Below are 14,068 nucleotides of genomic sequence, written 5' to 3'. Positions count from 1 at the left end.
GGTCGCTTATTATCGGGAATAGTTAAGAATTATGACAATCATTCAATGCCTGACTGCGGCGCATTCAATGCCCGCCGGCCGGGCATTCAATGCTTGCCTGTCGCGAAGCGTTGCGCCAAAGAGGGCACCTCACTTTGGAGAAAATTATGACGGAACGCCCTTTTTCCATTTCGGGAGAGCTGACGGAGGCGGGACACCGCCTCATCCAGCGGGTCTATTATGAAGATACGGATTTCTCCGGCCTGGTTTATCACGCTCGCTACCTGCACTTCCTCGAGCGCGGCCGTACCGACTATCTGCGCTGCCTCGGCGTCGAGCAGCGCGAGCTCGTCAGCGCCGACGAGGAAGGCCTCGTCTTCGTCGTCCACCGGATGGAGATCGACTTCAAGAGCCCCGCGCGCATGGATGACGTGCTGACGATCCTGACGCATACGGAAAGGGCCGGAGGCGCCAAGATGGTGCTCAACCAGCAGATCCGTTCAGGTGAAACCCTGCTGATCGCGGCCAAGGTGATCATTGCCGTCATCAACGCCAAGGGGCGGCCGCGGCGGTTGCCGGAAACGCTGGCGGCAAAATTCCTGGAAGGAAGCCAGCCTCTGTAGTTCCGAATCAGGCCTTGTCAAAACTTGAACTTTATGTGAAGGAATTCCCGCGCCGCAGGATGAGCGCTCTTTCGGCAGCCGGACCATGTTCCGGTCAAGTAATCCATGGAACAAAATCTCCCGAACGCAGGCTTGCTGTCATAGTCCGGCACTAACGATCTATTAACCATAATAGTGTCTTACTGGGAAAGTCGGAGTTTGTGCGGTGCACGCCTTCCTTTGACCAAATTTGACGGCAAGAAGGCGGAAGAAGAGCTTGGAAGCTTGACCAGGGCTTTGGGCGGCGGTCGCCGGACACTTCTTGCGAGATCATTTTGTGCCGCCCGGTCCAGCGCCGGGCGTTTGGATTCGGGGATTTTGGATCAATGGAACAAGTAGGATTGGCAGCAGCCACGACGGACGTCAGCCTCTGGTCGCTTTTCATGCAGGCCGGCATCGTCGTCAAGCTCGTCATGCTCGGGCTCATCGCGGCCTCGGTCTGGACGTGGGCGATCGTCATCGACAAGTATCTGGCCTATGGCCGCGCACGGCGCCAGTTCGACAAGTTCGAACAGGTGTTCTGGTCGGGCCAGTCGCTGGAAGAACTCTACCGCTCGCTGTCGGAGCGCAACAATACCGGGTTGGCGTCGATCTTCGTCGCGGCCATGCGCGAATGGAAGAAATCCTTCGAACGCGGCGCCCGCTCGCCGATCGGCCTGCAGATGCGTATCGACCGCGCCATGGACGTAACGCTCGCCCGTGAAACCGAATATCTCGGCGCCCGTTTGGGATCGCTCGCGACCATCGGTTCGGCCGGTCCGTTCATCGGTCTCTTCGGCACCGTCGTCGGTATCATGACCTCTTTCCAGGCGATCGCCGGCTCGAAGTCGACCAACCTCGCGGTGGTCGCACCCGGTATCGCCGAAGCGCTGCTCGCCACCGCGATCGGCCTCGTCGCCGCTATTCCGGCTGTTATCGCCTACAACAAATTCTCCGCCGATGCCGGCAAGCTCTCTGCCCGCATGGAAGGTTTCGCGGACGAGTTCTCCGCCATACTTTCGCGCCAGATCGACGAGAAGCTGCAGCCGCGCGCTGCTGCTCAGTAACCAACGGAGTATTCTCAGATGGGTATGGCTGTTGGAGGCAATGGCGGCGGGGGCGGCGGACGCCGCCGTCGCGGCGGTCGGAACAGGGCCGTCATTTCCGAAATCAACGTGACGCCGCTCGTCGACGTCATGCTCGTGCTTCTGATCATCTTCATGGTCGCCGCACCGATGATGACTGTCGGCGTGCCGATCGACCTGCCGGAAACGCAGGCCAAGGCGCTGAATTCCGAGACGCAGCCGATTACGATTTCGGTCAAGAACGACGGTGAGGTGTTCCTGCAGGAAACGCCGATCCCGGCAGCGGAGATCGCCGCCAAGCTCGAGGCGATCGCTACCACCGGCTACAATGAACGCATCTTCGTGCGCGGCGACGCAACGGCGCCCTATGGCGTCATCGCCGACGTGATGGCTCGCATCCAGGGAGCCGGTTTCAAGAATATCGGCCTCGTGACGCAGCAGAAGAAGGACCAATAGCGCTCAAAATGAAGGCCAGCGTCGTCACATCTGCTGTTCTGCATTGCCTGGTGCTCACCTGGGCGATGGTGTCTCTGAGCGCGCCGGAATCCTTCAAGGTCGAGGATTTCGAGGCGATGCCGGTCGATCTCGTGCCGGTGGAATCCATCACCCAGATGCAGCAGGGCGACAAGAAGGCTCCGAAGAAGGAGACGTCCGCCCCTGTGCCGACGACCCGGCCGCCGATCGCGCAGCCGGCCGAAAATGCCGGCGACAACAATGTCGACCTGAAGACGCCGCCGGTCCCGAACGCCAAGCCGAGCAATACGGAAGCTGCCGCCGCGAATTCGAGCGAGAAGCCACAGCCGAAGACCGATCCTACTCCCAATGACGTCAAAGAAATCGTCAAGGAAGACACCGAAGTCGAGCAGCCGAAGGAGGTCGCCTCTATTCCGCCGCCGAAGCCCGCCGAAGTGACGCCGCCGAAGCCCGAGGAAAAGCCGCCCGAAGAACAGGCCAAGCCTGAAGAGCCACCAAAGCCGGAAGCCGAGGCGCTGCCTGATAACGTGCCTACCCCTGTCACGAAACCTCAGGTGAAGCCACCGGAACCGCAAAAGCCCGCCGAAAAACCGCCGGAAAAGGCGCAGGATCAGCCGAAGACCGCTGACAAGCCGACCGAGAAGAAGAAGGCGGACCAGAAGCAGGAAACGGCGAAATCGGCTTCGTCGATGAAAAGCGATTTCAATGCGGATGAGATTTCCGCCTTGCTGAACAAAACCGACCCTTCCGCCGGCGGCGCCAAGCGCTCGACGCAGGAGGCATCGCTGGGTGCCAAGAAGAGCAATGGCGGTTCCAAGCTGTCCATGAGCGAGATGGACGCCCTGAAGAGCGCCATCGCCGGCAACTGGACTGTCATTCCCGGCATGGAAGGCATGAGCGACGTTCGCATCAAGGTCCACATGAACCTCGACCAGGATGGCAATATTGTCGGCGAGCCGGAGGTCGAGGCAGTCGGTGGTGATAACGAGTCGACGCGCCGGGCGCTCGCCGGCGGCGCCTACCGCGCCATCATGAAATCGGCACCTTTCTCCTCCCTTCCAAAAGACAAATACGATGCCTGGAGCGAAGTCGTCGTTAACTTCGACCCGAGTGATCTGGGAATTTAAATGCTGAAAGGCTTTTACTCCATGAACAAATGTTCTTTCTTCCGCGCGATCGCCGTCGCTGCCGGTCTCATGACCATTGCTGCGTTCGCGACACCGGCGAATGCGCTGGTCGAGATCAACATCAACAAGGGCAACGTCCAGCCATTGCCGATTGCCGTGACGGACTTCCTACAAGGTGACATGGGCGCGCAGGTCTCGCAGGTTATCGCTGCCGACCTGCAGCGATCCGGTCTCTTTGCACCAATCAACAAGACGGCCTTTATCGAGAAGATCTCCAATCCGGACGCGGCACCGCGATTCGAAGACTGGAAGGTCATCAATGCCCAGGCGCTGGTAACCGGCCGTGTCACCCAGGAAGCCGATGGTCGCCTTCGTGCCGAATTTCGTCTCTGGGATACGTTCGCTGGGCAGCAGATGACTGGTCAGCAGTTTTATACGCAGCCGGAGAACTGGCGGCGTGTCGCCCATATCATCGCCGACGCAATCTACAAGCAGATCACCGGTGAAGAGGGGTATTTCGACACTCGCGTCGTCTTCGTCTCCGAATCCGGCACCAAGCAGCAGCGCAAGCGTCAGCTGGCGATCATGGACCAGGACGGTTTCAACGTGCGGACGCTGACCGATGGCAGCGACCTCGTGTTGACACCGCGCTTCTCGCCGAGCCGGCAGGAAGTCACCTACATGTCTTTCGCCAATCAGCAGCCGCGCGTCTATCTGCTGCAGCTCGAAACCGGCCAGCGCGAGGTCGTCGGCAACTTCCCGGGCATGACTTTCTCGCCGCGCTTTTCACCGGATGGCCAGAAGGTGATCATGAGCCTGCAGCAGGAAGGCAATTCCAACATCTATACGATGGACCTGCGCTCGCGTACGACGACAAGGTTGACCTCGACGGCGGCGATCGACACGTCGCCTTCCTATTCGCCGGATGGCGCGCGCGTCAGCTTCGAAAGCGACCGCGGTGGCAAGCCGCAGATCTATGTGATGAACGCCGACGGCTCGGGCCAAACCCGTATTTCCTTCGGCGACGGCTCCTATTCGACGCCGGTCTGGTCGCCGCGTGGCGATCTCATCGCCTTCACCAAACAGTCCGGCGGCAAGTTCTCGATCGGCGTAATGAAGCCGGATGGCTCGGGCGAGCGCATCCTGACATCCGGCTTCCACAATGAGGGCCCGACCTGGGCGCCGAACGGCCGCGTGCTGATGTTCTTCCGCCAGGCGGCGGGCGCAGGCGGTCCGCAGCTCTACTCGATCGATCTGACCGGTTATAACGAGCAGCTTGTGAAGACGCCGAGCTATGCTTCCGACCCCGCCTGGTCGCCGCTGCTGGAGTAGCGAGTGCATCAATGCCTTCATGTCGCCTCAAAGTCGTGGAAACCGGGCGATACGGGACAAATCAGTAAATTGTTAACCATAATCTTTGAGGGGCGGTTAACCGAGTGCGGTTACTGTCCGGAAACCCTGATGAACTCGCAAGGAGACCGGCCATGAGCCGAATTCATACCCCGGCAATGAGCCGTATGCAGAATTTCGCCCGCAACCCCGTCATGATCGCGCTTCTGGCCGGTCTCGCGCTTGCAAGCTGCGCGAACAAGAAGAACGGCGGCATGCCGAACAGCGCCGGCGACATGGGCCTCGGCGCAGGCGCCGCGACGCCGGGCTCGACCCAGGACTTCACGGTCAATGTCGGCGACCGAATCTTCTTCGATACCGACTCCACGTCGATCCGCGCCGATGCCGCTCAGACGCTCGACCGTCAGGCACAGTGGCTCGGTCGTTACCCGAACTACCAGATCACCGTTGAAGGCCATGCCGACGAACGCGGCACCCGCGAATACAACTTGGCACTCGGGGCGCGTCGCGCTGCTGCTACCAAGGACTACCTCGCTTCGCGCGGCGTTCCGGCGCAGCGCATGAAGACGATCTCCTACGGCAAGGAACGGCCCGTCGCCGTCTGTGACGATATTTCCTGCTGGTCGCAGAACCGCCGCGCGGTCACCGTGCTCGGCGGCGCCGGCATGTAATTCCCAGCTATAATTGGTTTTACGGAGGCGGTCCCATCAGGGGCCGCCTTTCTTTTTGACCACACTTTGGCCAGACTCCGTTGCTTTTTGACAGCAATTGGAAAAATCTCCTGTTCGTGCCTCAAGGCGCGAAGAATCACCTGGGACAGGACGATACATATGAAGAAACTTGTCGTGGCAGGCATGCTGTGCCTGGCGGCTATGACCGGGAGCGAACGAGCGGCGTATTCGGCCTCGTTCTTCGGGCTGCACCTCGGCGGCCGATCGGCGGAAAACCAGGCAGCGCCGCCTGTCGTCAAGGTGCAGAGCGGCGACGCTGAGATTCGTGTGCAGCAGCTCGAAGAGCAGATGCGGCAGCTGAACGGCCGAATCGAGGAGATGAGCTTTCAGCTCCTGCAGATGCAGGAGACGATCCGCAAGCAGCAGGAAGACAATGAATTCCGCTTCCAGCAGCTCGAAAAAACCGGCGCCGGCGGCGGTGGCGCCAAGGCTCCGGTCAAAAAGAGCGAGAGCGATGCCGCTCCGGCAGCGTCGGGAAGCGATGATGTCGCAAGAGTGATCCAAGCACCGCAGGGAGCCGAAACGGCTCCCTCCACCGACGTGCCTGATAATACCGGCCTCGGCCAGCCGCCGAAGCAGCTCGGCTCGATCGAGTTCGATCAGAATGGCAATCCGATCGGCGGAAGCGTCGACGAAAATGCCACCATCGGTTCCGGCCCGATTCCCAGAGCCAACAGCGGCACGCCGCAGCAGACGGCCTCGCTCGGCAGCGAGGCGGATCAGTACAAGGCCGCTTATGGCCACGTGCTGTCAGGCGATTATGGGACGGCCGAGGAGGAATTCAACCAGTACATCGCCCGTTACCCGAGCAGTGCGCGGGCGGCGGACGCCAATTTCTGGCTCGGCGAAGCGCTCTATTCGCAGGGCAAATACAACGAGGCGGCCAAGACTTTCCTCAACGCGCATCAGAAATACGGCAGCTCGGAAAAAGCGCCGGAAATGCTCTTGAAGCTCGGCATGTCGCTTGCGGCCCTCGACAATAAGGAGACGGCCTGCGCGACCCTGCGTGAAGTCTCGAAGCGTTATCCGAAGGCGTCACGCGCCGTCATAAGCAAGGTTGCGAGCGAACAGAAACGCCTCGCCTGCTGAGGGCTGCCGGAATGTCTTCGGAGGCCACATCGCCTCGAGAGGCGATTGTCCAGTTTCTTACGTCGCTTCAAAGCCCCGCGTGCATTCTCGTCGCGATCTCGGGCGGCAGCGATTCTACCGGCCTGCTTCTCCTCCTCGCCGAAGCCATGAAGGCCGCGCCTGATCTTGAAATTTCCCTCTGTGCCGCCACCGTCGATCACGGGCTACGCGCCGGCTCCGCCGACGAAGCGCAAGAGGTCGCAGCTCTCTGTGCATCCCTTGGCATTCCCCATATTATCTCGAAATGGCAGGGCGAAAAGCCGAAAACCGGCATCATGGCCGCTGCCCGCGAGGCCCGTTACAGCCTTCTGGCTGACGCAGCGGAAGCGCTCGGCGCCAACCTGATCGTCACCGGCCATACGCTGGACGACCAGCGCGAAACGCTGCGGATGCGCGGGATGCGAACGGAGCAGCTGTCGAGCGGCATCGCCGACGCCGTGCTCTTCGACCGGCGCCTCTGGATCCTGCGGCCGCTTCTTTTTGCCACCCGGGCGGATATCCGCGCTTTCCTGCGGGCGCGGGGTGTGCGATGGATCGACGATCCGAGCAATGAAGATACCAGGTACGAGCGTGTGCGGACGCGCCGGCAGCTATCTGCGGGTCCTGCGATGCCGACGGATACTCGCGCAGTCTGGGAAGAGCGGCTCACTCTCTCGTCTCGCGCCGGCGAATGGCTGGATCGTCATTTCCAGCTTCACGGCGGCGTGCTTGGGCAGGTGATGCCCGAGGGGTTGCGGCAGGACCGTGCGGTCCTCGATTATACGCTCGGCCGTCTGACGGCGGTGTTCGGCGGGCAGCCGTTCGTGCCGGGTAGGGTGCAGATGGACCGTATTCTCGCATTCGCCTCCGGCAGCGGACTGGGACGGATGACCGCCGGCAGGGTAGTGTTCGATCTCAGGCGCGACGGGCTTTATCTGGCACGGGAGAACCGGGGGATAATGCCGCTGGTATTGCGGCCGGGGGAGGCTGGAGTTTGGGATGGGAGGTTCCGCGTTGAAAACCTGTTAGGAACGACCATCAGTGTGGAAGCTCAGACCACGCGCTCCTCCCTCATTCCTGTGCCCGTCACAGGAATCCAGCCACCGCGCGTCGGCGCGGTGAATGACTCATCGATGCGTAACGAGTCTTGTGCGCCCAAGAACTTGGGCGCACTGAATTCCTGTGACAAGCACAGGAATGAGGGAGGGTGGGGCAAGCATCTGCCCAAGGCGGCATGGAAACGCGCCATCGCCTCGGCGCCCGCCTTATCCTCAGATGGAGCCTATTTATCTCCAAAATCCGCTTCGATGGCTGAACTGACGCCCTATTTCGCCCCCTTCGACCGCTTTTTGACACGATTTGATTTCATCTTTGCCGATAGGCTTTCGGCGGTTTTCGCGATGGCGCCCTATGCGGGGCTGCCTTTAAGAAGTATTGACGGAAAAACCATCTGACTTGGGGGATTGCCTTGGCAATAGCGTGGCGGAACCCTATGTTAGAACCTAATAAGACGGTCGCCATGAGGCGGCTGTTGCAGTGCTGGGGAGTTCAATGAACCCTAACTTACGTAATTTCGCATTGTGGGCGATCATCGCGCTTCTGCTGATCGCCCTTTTCAGCATGTTTCAGACGGCGCCGGCGCAGACGGGCTCCCGCGATATCCCTTATTCGCAGTTTCTGCGTGAGGTTGATGCGGGCCGTGTGAAGGAAGTCGTGGTCACGGGCAATCGTGTCTCCGGAAGCTATGTTGAAAATGGCTCCACCTTCCAGACCTATTCGCCTGTCATCGACGACAGCCTGCTCGATCGCCTGCAGCAGAAGAATGTGCTGGTTTCCGCCCGTCCCGAAACGGATGGTTCTTCGGGTTTTTTGAGCTATCTCGGCACGCTGTTGCCGATGCTTCTCATTCTCGGCGTCTGGCTGTTTTTCATGCGGCAGATGCAGGGCGGCTCCCGCGGCGCGATGGGTTTCGGCAAGTCCAAAGCCAAGCTGCTGACGGAAGCGCATGGTCGCGTGACCTTTGAAGACGTCGCCGGCGTCGACGAGGCCAAGCAGGACCTCGAGGAAATCGTCGAATTCCTGCGTGACCCGCAGAAGTTCCAGCGTCTCGGCGGCAAGATCCCGCGCGGTGTGCTGCTGGTTGGCCCTCCGGGCACCGGTAAGACGCTGCTCGCCCGTTCGGTCGCCGGCGAAGCCAACGTGCCCTTCTTCACCATTTCCGGTTCCGACTTCGTCGAGATGTTCGTCGGCGTGGGTGCAAGCCGTGTGCGCGACATGTTCGAGCAGGCGAAGAAGAATGCGCCCTGCATCATCTTCATCGACGAAATCGATGCCGTCGGCCGCCATCGCGGCGCTGGTCTCGGCGGCGGCAATGACGAACGCGAGCAGACGCTGAACCAGCTGCTGGTCGAAATGGACGGCTTCGAGGCGAATGAAGGCGTGATCCTGATCGCCGCCACCAACCGCCCTGACGTTCTCGATCCGGCACTGCTGCGTCCCGGCCGTTTTGACCGCCAGGTCGTGGTGCCGAACCCGGATATCGTCGGCCGTGAGCGCATCCTCAAAGTGCATGCCCGCAACGTTCCGCTGGCGCCGAATGTCGACCTCAAGGTTCTCGCTCGCGGCACGCCCGGTTTCTCCGGCGCCGATCTGATGAACCTCGTCAACGAAGCCGCTCTCATGGCTGCCCGCCGCAACAAGCGCGTCGTCACCATGCAGGAGTTCGAGGACGCCAAGGACAAGATCATGATGGGCGCCGAGCGCCGTTCCTCGGCAATGACCGAAGCGGAGAAGAAGCTCACCGCCTATCACGAGGCCGGCCACGCCATCACCGCACTCAACGTCGCCGTTGCCGATCCGCTGCACAAGGCGACGATCATTCCGCGCGGCCGTGCGCTCGGCATGGTCATGCAGCTTCCCGAGGGCGACCGCTACTCGATGAGCTACAAGTGGATGGTTTCACGCCTCTGCATCATGATGGGCGGCCGTGTCGCCGAAGAACTCACCTTCGGCAAGGAGAACATCACTTCGGGCGCCTCTTCCGATATCGAGCAGGCCACCAAGCTTGCCCGCGCCATGGTCACGCAATGGGGCTTTTCCGATCAGCTCGGTCAGGTCGCCTATGGCGAGAACCAGCAGGAAGTCTTCCTCGGTCACTCGGTTTCGCAATCGAAGAATGTTTCGGAGGCAACCGCGCAGAAGATCGACAATGAAGTGCGCCGCCTGATCGACGAAGCCTACACGCAGGCCCGAACGATCCTGACGGAAAAGCACGACGAGTTCGTCGCCCTTGCCGAAGGTCTGCTCGAATACGAGACCTTGACCGGTGATGAGATCAAGGCGCTGATCCGCGGCGAGAAGCCCTCCCGCGATCTCGGCGACGATTCGCCGCCGAGCCGTGGATCGGCCGTTCCGAAGGCCGGCGTGCGGCCTGCCACCAAGGGCGATGAGCCCGAAGCCGGTCTCGAACCGCAGCCGCATTGAGCTGCGAGACGACCTCGAAAACAGGCCGGATTTCCGCTATGGGAGATCCGGCCTTTTTCATTGGTAACGGGATATAATCATTTTTCTCGCTAATTTACGTGCCGATTGCCGCAATTTGTGGCATTCCGCTGAAGAGAAGCAAGCATGAATCACGCTCCTGGACTGACGACAATCCACTGGAGCCGGATTTGCTTGGAACGATGCGCTGCCTTGAATGGCGCGCCAAAGCGCAGGAGTGCAGATGAAAAGACGCTATTTCGGTACGGACGGTATTCGCGGTCAATCCAACGTCTTTCCGATGACGCCGGATCTTGCCATGCGGGTCGGCATCGCCGCCGGCACGATCTTCCGCCGGGGCAACCACCGTCATCGCGTCGTGATTGGCAAGGATACCCGTCTTTCCGGCTATATGCTTGAGAACGCCATGGTGGCAGGCTTCACGGCTGCGGGTCTCGACGCCTTCATTCTCGGCCCGATACCGACGCCTGCCGTCGCCATGCTGACGCGTTCGCTGCGCTGCGATATCGGCGTGATGATCTCCGCTTCGCACAATCCTTATGAAGATAACGGCATCAAGCTTTTCGGTCCCGACGGCTACAAACTGTCGGACGACATCGAGGCCGAGATCGAGGACCTGCTCGAAAAGGACCTGAACGCGCAGCTTGCCAAGTCCGACGATATCGGCCGTGCCAAGCGCGTTGACGGCGTGCATGACCGTTATATCGAACATGCCAAGCGTACGCTGCCGCGCGACGTGACGCTGCAGGGGCTGAGGGTCGCGATCGATTGCGCCAATGGTGCTGCCTACAAGGTGGCGCCCGCCGTGCTCTGGGAGCTCGGCGCCGATGTCGTTACCATCGGCAACGAACCGAACGGCACCAATATCAATCTCAATTGCGGTTCCACCAGCCCCGTCGCATTGCAGAAGAAAGTCGACGAGGTTCGCGCCGATATCGGCATCGCGCTCGACGGCGACGCGGACCGCGTCATCATTATCGACGAGAACGGTTCGATCGTCGACGGCGACCAGCTGATGGCCGTCATCGCCGAGAGCTGGGCCGAGAGCCAGCAGTTGCGCGGCAACGGCATCGTCGCCACGGTCATGTCCAATCTCGGGCTCGAGCGTTTCCTCGACGAACGCGGCATGGCGCTTGCCCGCACAAAGGTCGGCGACCGCTATGTTGTCGAGCATATGCGCCAGCACAATTACAATGTCGGCGGCGAGCAATCGGGCCACATCGTGCTTTCGGATTACGGGACGACGGGCGACGGTCTGGTCGCGGCGCTGCAGATCCTCGCCGCGGTCAAGCGCACCGGCCGCACCGTGAGCGAAGTCTGCCGCCGCTTCGAGCCGGTGCCGCAGCTCCTGCGCAATGTCCGCATCAGCGGCGGCAAGCCGCTGGAGGATATTCAGGTACAGAAGGCGATCGCCGATGCCGAAGCCGAGCTCGCCAGAAACGGCCGCCTCGTCATCCGGCCTTCCGGCACCGAGCCGTTGATCCGCGTCATGGCCGAGGGCGACGACCGCGCCCAGATCGAGCGCATCGTCAACGAGCTGATCGGCACGATCTCGAATGTCCGGACCGCTGCCTGACCCAGCGAGAACAAACAATCAAAAGGCCGGTGCGTGAGCGCCGGCTTTTTTTATTGCGCACGTCGGTGGTGTCTATCTCACCTCAAACCATTTCACGAGGCGGTCGATCTTCTGTTTCATGCGACTGAGATGCTTGAAATCAAAGTAAACAAGCGTGGTTAAGCAGCTTTTAACGTTTCCAATTCATTATCCATGCAAAGCGTATCAGATTGGCAGCGACTGAGCCTGCCGACGCAACGGGATTTTGGAGTGAAATCCATGAAAAGAAGCTTGTCCGGCATTTTCGCCGCATTCTTGATAGCGACAAATGCCTATTCTGCGGATCTCGCCCCTGCCGAGCCCATTCCGGAGCAGCCGCCGGAGGTGACCGTCAGCGAAGCGACCGGCTGGTATCTGCGCGGCGATGTCGGTTATGCCTTCACAGACCTGCGCGGCGCGCGTTATTTCCAGGGCAGCAATGCCACGGAGGTCGATTTCGACGACGCCGATCTCGACGACGCATGGACGGTTGGCGGCGGTGTCGGTTACCAGATCAACAGCTATCTGCGCACCGATCTGACCTTCGACTATCTCACCCAGGCGGATTTCAAGGGCTCGACATCCGGGCAGTGCGGCTTCCCGCTGGTGGATTGCACCTCGCGCGACCGCTCTTCGCTGACCGCCTATACGCTGCTGGCCAACGCCTATGTCGATCTCGGCACCTACGGCTATGTGACGCCGTATGTCGGCGCCGGTATCGGCGGTTCCTACGTCAAATGGAAAAACCTGCGCAACGTCGCCTGCGCCGATGACGGCAGCTTCTGCGACGATGAGGTCACCCATGGCGGCAGGGGCAACTGGCGCTTCACCTATGCACTTATGGCCGGCGCCTCGATCGACGTGACCTGCAACATCAAGGCCGATGTCGGCTACCGTTATCTGCATATCGACGGCGGCAACATGTTCGGCTATGCCGAAAACGGCGGCCCGGGCCGCGACAGGGGCCTCAGCGCCCATGAAGCCCGCGTCGGCGCCCGCTACCTCTTCGGTGGCTGCGCCCAGCCGGTCGCCTACGAGCCGGCGCCGGAAATCCCGCTGCAGCAGCCGGTCTACAAGTAGGACCGGTCAACCATCGCGTCAGAAAGCCGCCCTCGTTCCTGGCGGCTTTTTCATTTTCGCCACCTTGCCTGCGTCAAAATATCTACAGCTTGCGACACTTCGATCTTGACTATGACGCTTCCGATCCATACACACGGCGGCGGGACACCCTTCCCCAACGAAGGGCTTTCTATCTGAGAGGATAGCATCATGGCGAAGACCGCAAAGCCGGACATCCGTCCGCACAATACCCATTTTTCTTCTGGCCCCTGCTCGAAGCGCCCCGGTTGGTCGCTCGAAGCTCTTTCCGACGCGGCCCTTGGTCGTTCGCATCGCGCGAAAGTCGGCAAGGCCAAGCTCAAGCAGGCCATCGATCTTACCCGTGAAATTCTCGAAGTGCCGGCGGACTACCGCATCGGCATCGTGCCGGCTTCCGACACCGGCGCCGTCGAAATGGCGCTCTGGTCGCTGCTCGGCGAACGCGGTGTCGACATGCTCGCCTGGGAAAGCTTCGGCGCCGGCTGGGTCACCGATGTGGTCAAGCAGCTGAAGCTCAAGGATGTGCGCAAGCTCGAAGCCGGTTACGGCGAGCTTCCCGATCTTTCCGCCGTCGATTTCGATCGTGACGTCGTCTTCACCTGGAACGGCACGACCTCGGGCGTGCGCGTGCCGAATGCCGATTTCATTCCTGCCGACCGCAAGGGTCTGACGATCTGCGACGCCACCTCGGCCGCTTTTGCGCAGGAACTCGATTTCGCCAAGCTCGACGTCGTCACCTTTTCCTGGCAGAAGGTGCTGGGCGGCGAGGGCGCCCATGGTGTCATCATTCTCTCGCCGCGGGCCGTCGAGCGTCTCACCACTTACACGCCGGCCTGGCCGTTGCCGAAGATCTTCCGCATGACCTCGGGCGGCAAGCTGACGGAAGGTATCTTCCAGGGCGAGACGATCAACACGCCGTCGATGCTCTGCGTCGAGGACTATATCGATGCGCTGCTCTGGGCCAAGGAGCTCGGCGGTCTCCAGACGCTGATCGCGCGTGCCGATGCCAATGCCAAGGTCATCCACGATTTCGTCGCGGCAAACGACTGGATCGCTAATCTCGCCGTCAAGGCGGAAACGGCCTCCAACACCTCCGTCTGCCTGAAGATCGTCGACAAGGACATCACGGCTCTCGATGGCGATGGCCAGGCGAATTTCGCCAAGGGCCTCGTCGGCCTTCTGGAAAAGGAAGGTGTCGCCTATGACATCGGCCATTACCGCGACGCGCCGTCGGGCCTGCGCATCTGGGCCGGCGCCACGATCGAGGCATCCGACATGCAGAAGCTGATGCCTTGGCTTTCCTGGGCTTTCGAAACGCAGAAGGCGCAGCTCGCTCAGGCGGCCGCTTGATGTGATCGCATCCGGCTCCGCCACGTCCGGC

At 61.0% G+C, this 14,068-nt stretch carries 12 protein-coding genes; all 12 read left to right on the top strand.

All coding sequences use genetic code 11. The features are described 5' to 3' along the window. Window positions 1-146: 146 nt before the first annotated feature. Window positions 147-602: a tol-pal system-associated acyl-CoA thioesterase gene (ybgC, locus tag B5E41_RS21415; RefSeq protein ID WP_064811271.1), complete on the top strand. Its 456-nt coding sequence runs from the start codon at window positions 147-149 to the stop codon at window positions 600-602. Between the two features lie 365 nt (window positions 603-967). Beyond that, the gene (gene tolQ / locus B5E41_RS21410) at window positions 968-1,687 is read left to right on the top strand and encodes a protein TolQ (RefSeq protein ID WP_004671617.1); all 720 of its coding nucleotides are present in this window, start codon (window positions 968-970) and stop codon (window positions 1,685-1,687) included. Window positions 1,688-1,705: 18 nt separating this feature from the next. After that, window positions 1,706-2,161, top strand: coding sequence for a protein TolR (gene tolR, locus B5E41_RS21405; protein WP_003542730.1), 456 nt, complete (start codon window positions 1,706-1,708; stop codon window positions 2,159-2,161). A gap of 8 nt (window positions 2,162-2,169) precedes the next feature. Further along, complete coding sequence (locus B5E41_RS21400; RefSeq protein WP_064811270.1) at window positions 2,170-3,306, top strand: hypothetical protein; 1,137 nt, start codon at window positions 2,170-2,172, stop codon at window positions 3,304-3,306. Window positions 3,307-3,327: 21 nt separating this feature from the next. After that, on the top strand, window positions 3,328-4,638 hold the full coding sequence (gene tolB / locus B5E41_RS21395; RefSeq protein ID WP_064811753.1) for a Tol-Pal system beta propeller repeat protein TolB: 1,311 nt from the start codon (window positions 3,328-3,330) through the stop codon (window positions 4,636-4,638). 152 nt (window positions 4,639-4,790) lie between these two features. Then, window positions 4,791-5,327: a peptidoglycan-associated lipoprotein Pal gene (pal, locus tag B5E41_RS21390; protein ID WP_011426686.1), complete on the top strand. Its 537-nt coding sequence runs from the start codon at window positions 4,791-4,793 to the stop codon at window positions 5,325-5,327. Between the two features lie 159 nt (window positions 5,328-5,486). After that, complete coding sequence (ybgF, locus tag B5E41_RS21385) at window positions 5,487-6,476, top strand: tol-pal system protein YbgF (RefSeq protein WP_088395953.1); 990 nt, start codon at window positions 5,487-5,489, stop codon at window positions 6,474-6,476. Between the two features lie 11 nt (window positions 6,477-6,487). Continuing rightward, window positions 6,488-7,948, top strand: coding sequence for a tRNA lysidine(34) synthetase TilS (tilS, locus tag B5E41_RS21380; RefSeq protein WP_088395952.1), 1,461 nt, complete (start codon window positions 6,488-6,490; stop codon window positions 7,946-7,948). Window positions 7,949-8,045: 97 nt separating this feature from the next. Then, entirely contained in the window at window positions 8,046-9,977 is a 1,932-nt protein-coding gene (gene ftsH, locus B5E41_RS21375; protein ID WP_064804766.1) for an ATP-dependent zinc metalloprotease FtsH, read from the top strand. 241 nt (window positions 9,978-10,218) lie between these two features. Further along, the gene (glmM, locus tag B5E41_RS21370) at window positions 10,219-11,571 is read left to right on the top strand and encodes a phosphoglucosamine mutase (RefSeq protein ID WP_011426682.1); all 1,353 of its coding nucleotides are present in this window, start codon (window positions 10,219-10,221) and stop codon (window positions 11,569-11,571) included. 258 nt (window positions 11,572-11,829) lie between these two features. Continuing rightward, entirely contained in the window at window positions 11,830-12,669 is an 840-nt protein-coding gene (locus B5E41_RS21365) for an outer membrane protein (RefSeq protein WP_064804764.1), read from the top strand. Window positions 12,670-12,858: 189 nt separating this feature from the next. After that, window positions 12,859-14,037 carry a phosphoserine transaminase gene (locus B5E41_RS21360; RefSeq protein ID WP_088395951.1) on the top strand — a complete coding sequence of 393 codons (1,179 nt, stop codon included), beginning with the start codon at window positions 12,859-12,861 and terminating at the stop codon, window positions 14,035-14,037. Window positions 14,038-14,068 lie beyond the last annotated feature (31 nt).

Source organism: Rhizobium esperanzae (assembly GCF_002204185.1).
Lineage (GTDB): Bacteria > Pseudomonadota > Alphaproteobacteria > Rhizobiales > Rhizobiaceae > Rhizobium > Rhizobium esperanzae.
The sequence above is the reverse complement of the archived record's forward strand: the minus strand, read 5'-3'. Positions and strand labels throughout refer to the sequence as shown.

Excerpts from the sequence above, each read along its gene's own strand:
- ybgC (WP_064811271.1), top strand. The coding sequence starts at position 147 with ATGACGGAACGCCCTTTTTCCATTTCGGGAGAGCTGACGGAGGCGGGA.
- tolQ (WP_004671617.1), top strand. The coding sequence starts at position 968 with ATGGAACAAGTAGGATTGGCAGCAGCCACGACGGACGTCAGCCTCTGG.
- tolR (WP_003542730.1), top strand. The coding sequence starts at position 1,706 with ATGGGTATGGCTGTTGGAGGCAATGGCGGCGGGGGCGGCGGACGCCGC.
- B5E41_RS21400 (WP_064811270.1), top strand. The coding sequence starts at position 2,170 with ATGAAGGCCAGCGTCGTCACATCTGCTGTTCTGCATTGCCTGGTGCTC.
- tolB (WP_064811753.1), top strand. The coding sequence starts at position 3,328 with ATGAACAAATGTTCTTTCTTCCGCGCGATCGCCGTCGCTGCCGGTCTC.
- pal (WP_011426686.1), top strand. The coding sequence starts at position 4,791 with ATGAGCCGAATTCATACCCCGGCAATGAGCCGTATGCAGAATTTCGCC.
- ybgF (WP_088395953.1), top strand. The coding sequence starts at position 5,487 with ATGAAGAAACTTGTCGTGGCAGGCATGCTGTGCCTGGCGGCTATGACC.
- tilS (WP_088395952.1), top strand. The coding sequence starts at position 6,488 with ATGTCTTCGGAGGCCACATCGCCTCGAGAGGCGATTGTCCAGTTTCTT.
- ftsH (WP_064804766.1), top strand. The coding sequence starts at position 8,046 with ATGAACCCTAACTTACGTAATTTCGCATTGTGGGCGATCATCGCGCTT.
- glmM (WP_011426682.1), top strand. The coding sequence starts at position 10,219 with ATGAAAAGACGCTATTTCGGTACGGACGGTATTCGCGGTCAATCCAAC.
- B5E41_RS21365 (WP_064804764.1), top strand. The coding sequence starts at position 11,830 with ATGAAAAGAAGCTTGTCCGGCATTTTCGCCGCATTCTTGATAGCGACA.
- B5E41_RS21360 (WP_088395951.1), top strand. The coding sequence starts at position 12,859 with ATGGCGAAGACCGCAAAGCCGGACATCCGTCCGCACAATACCCATTTT.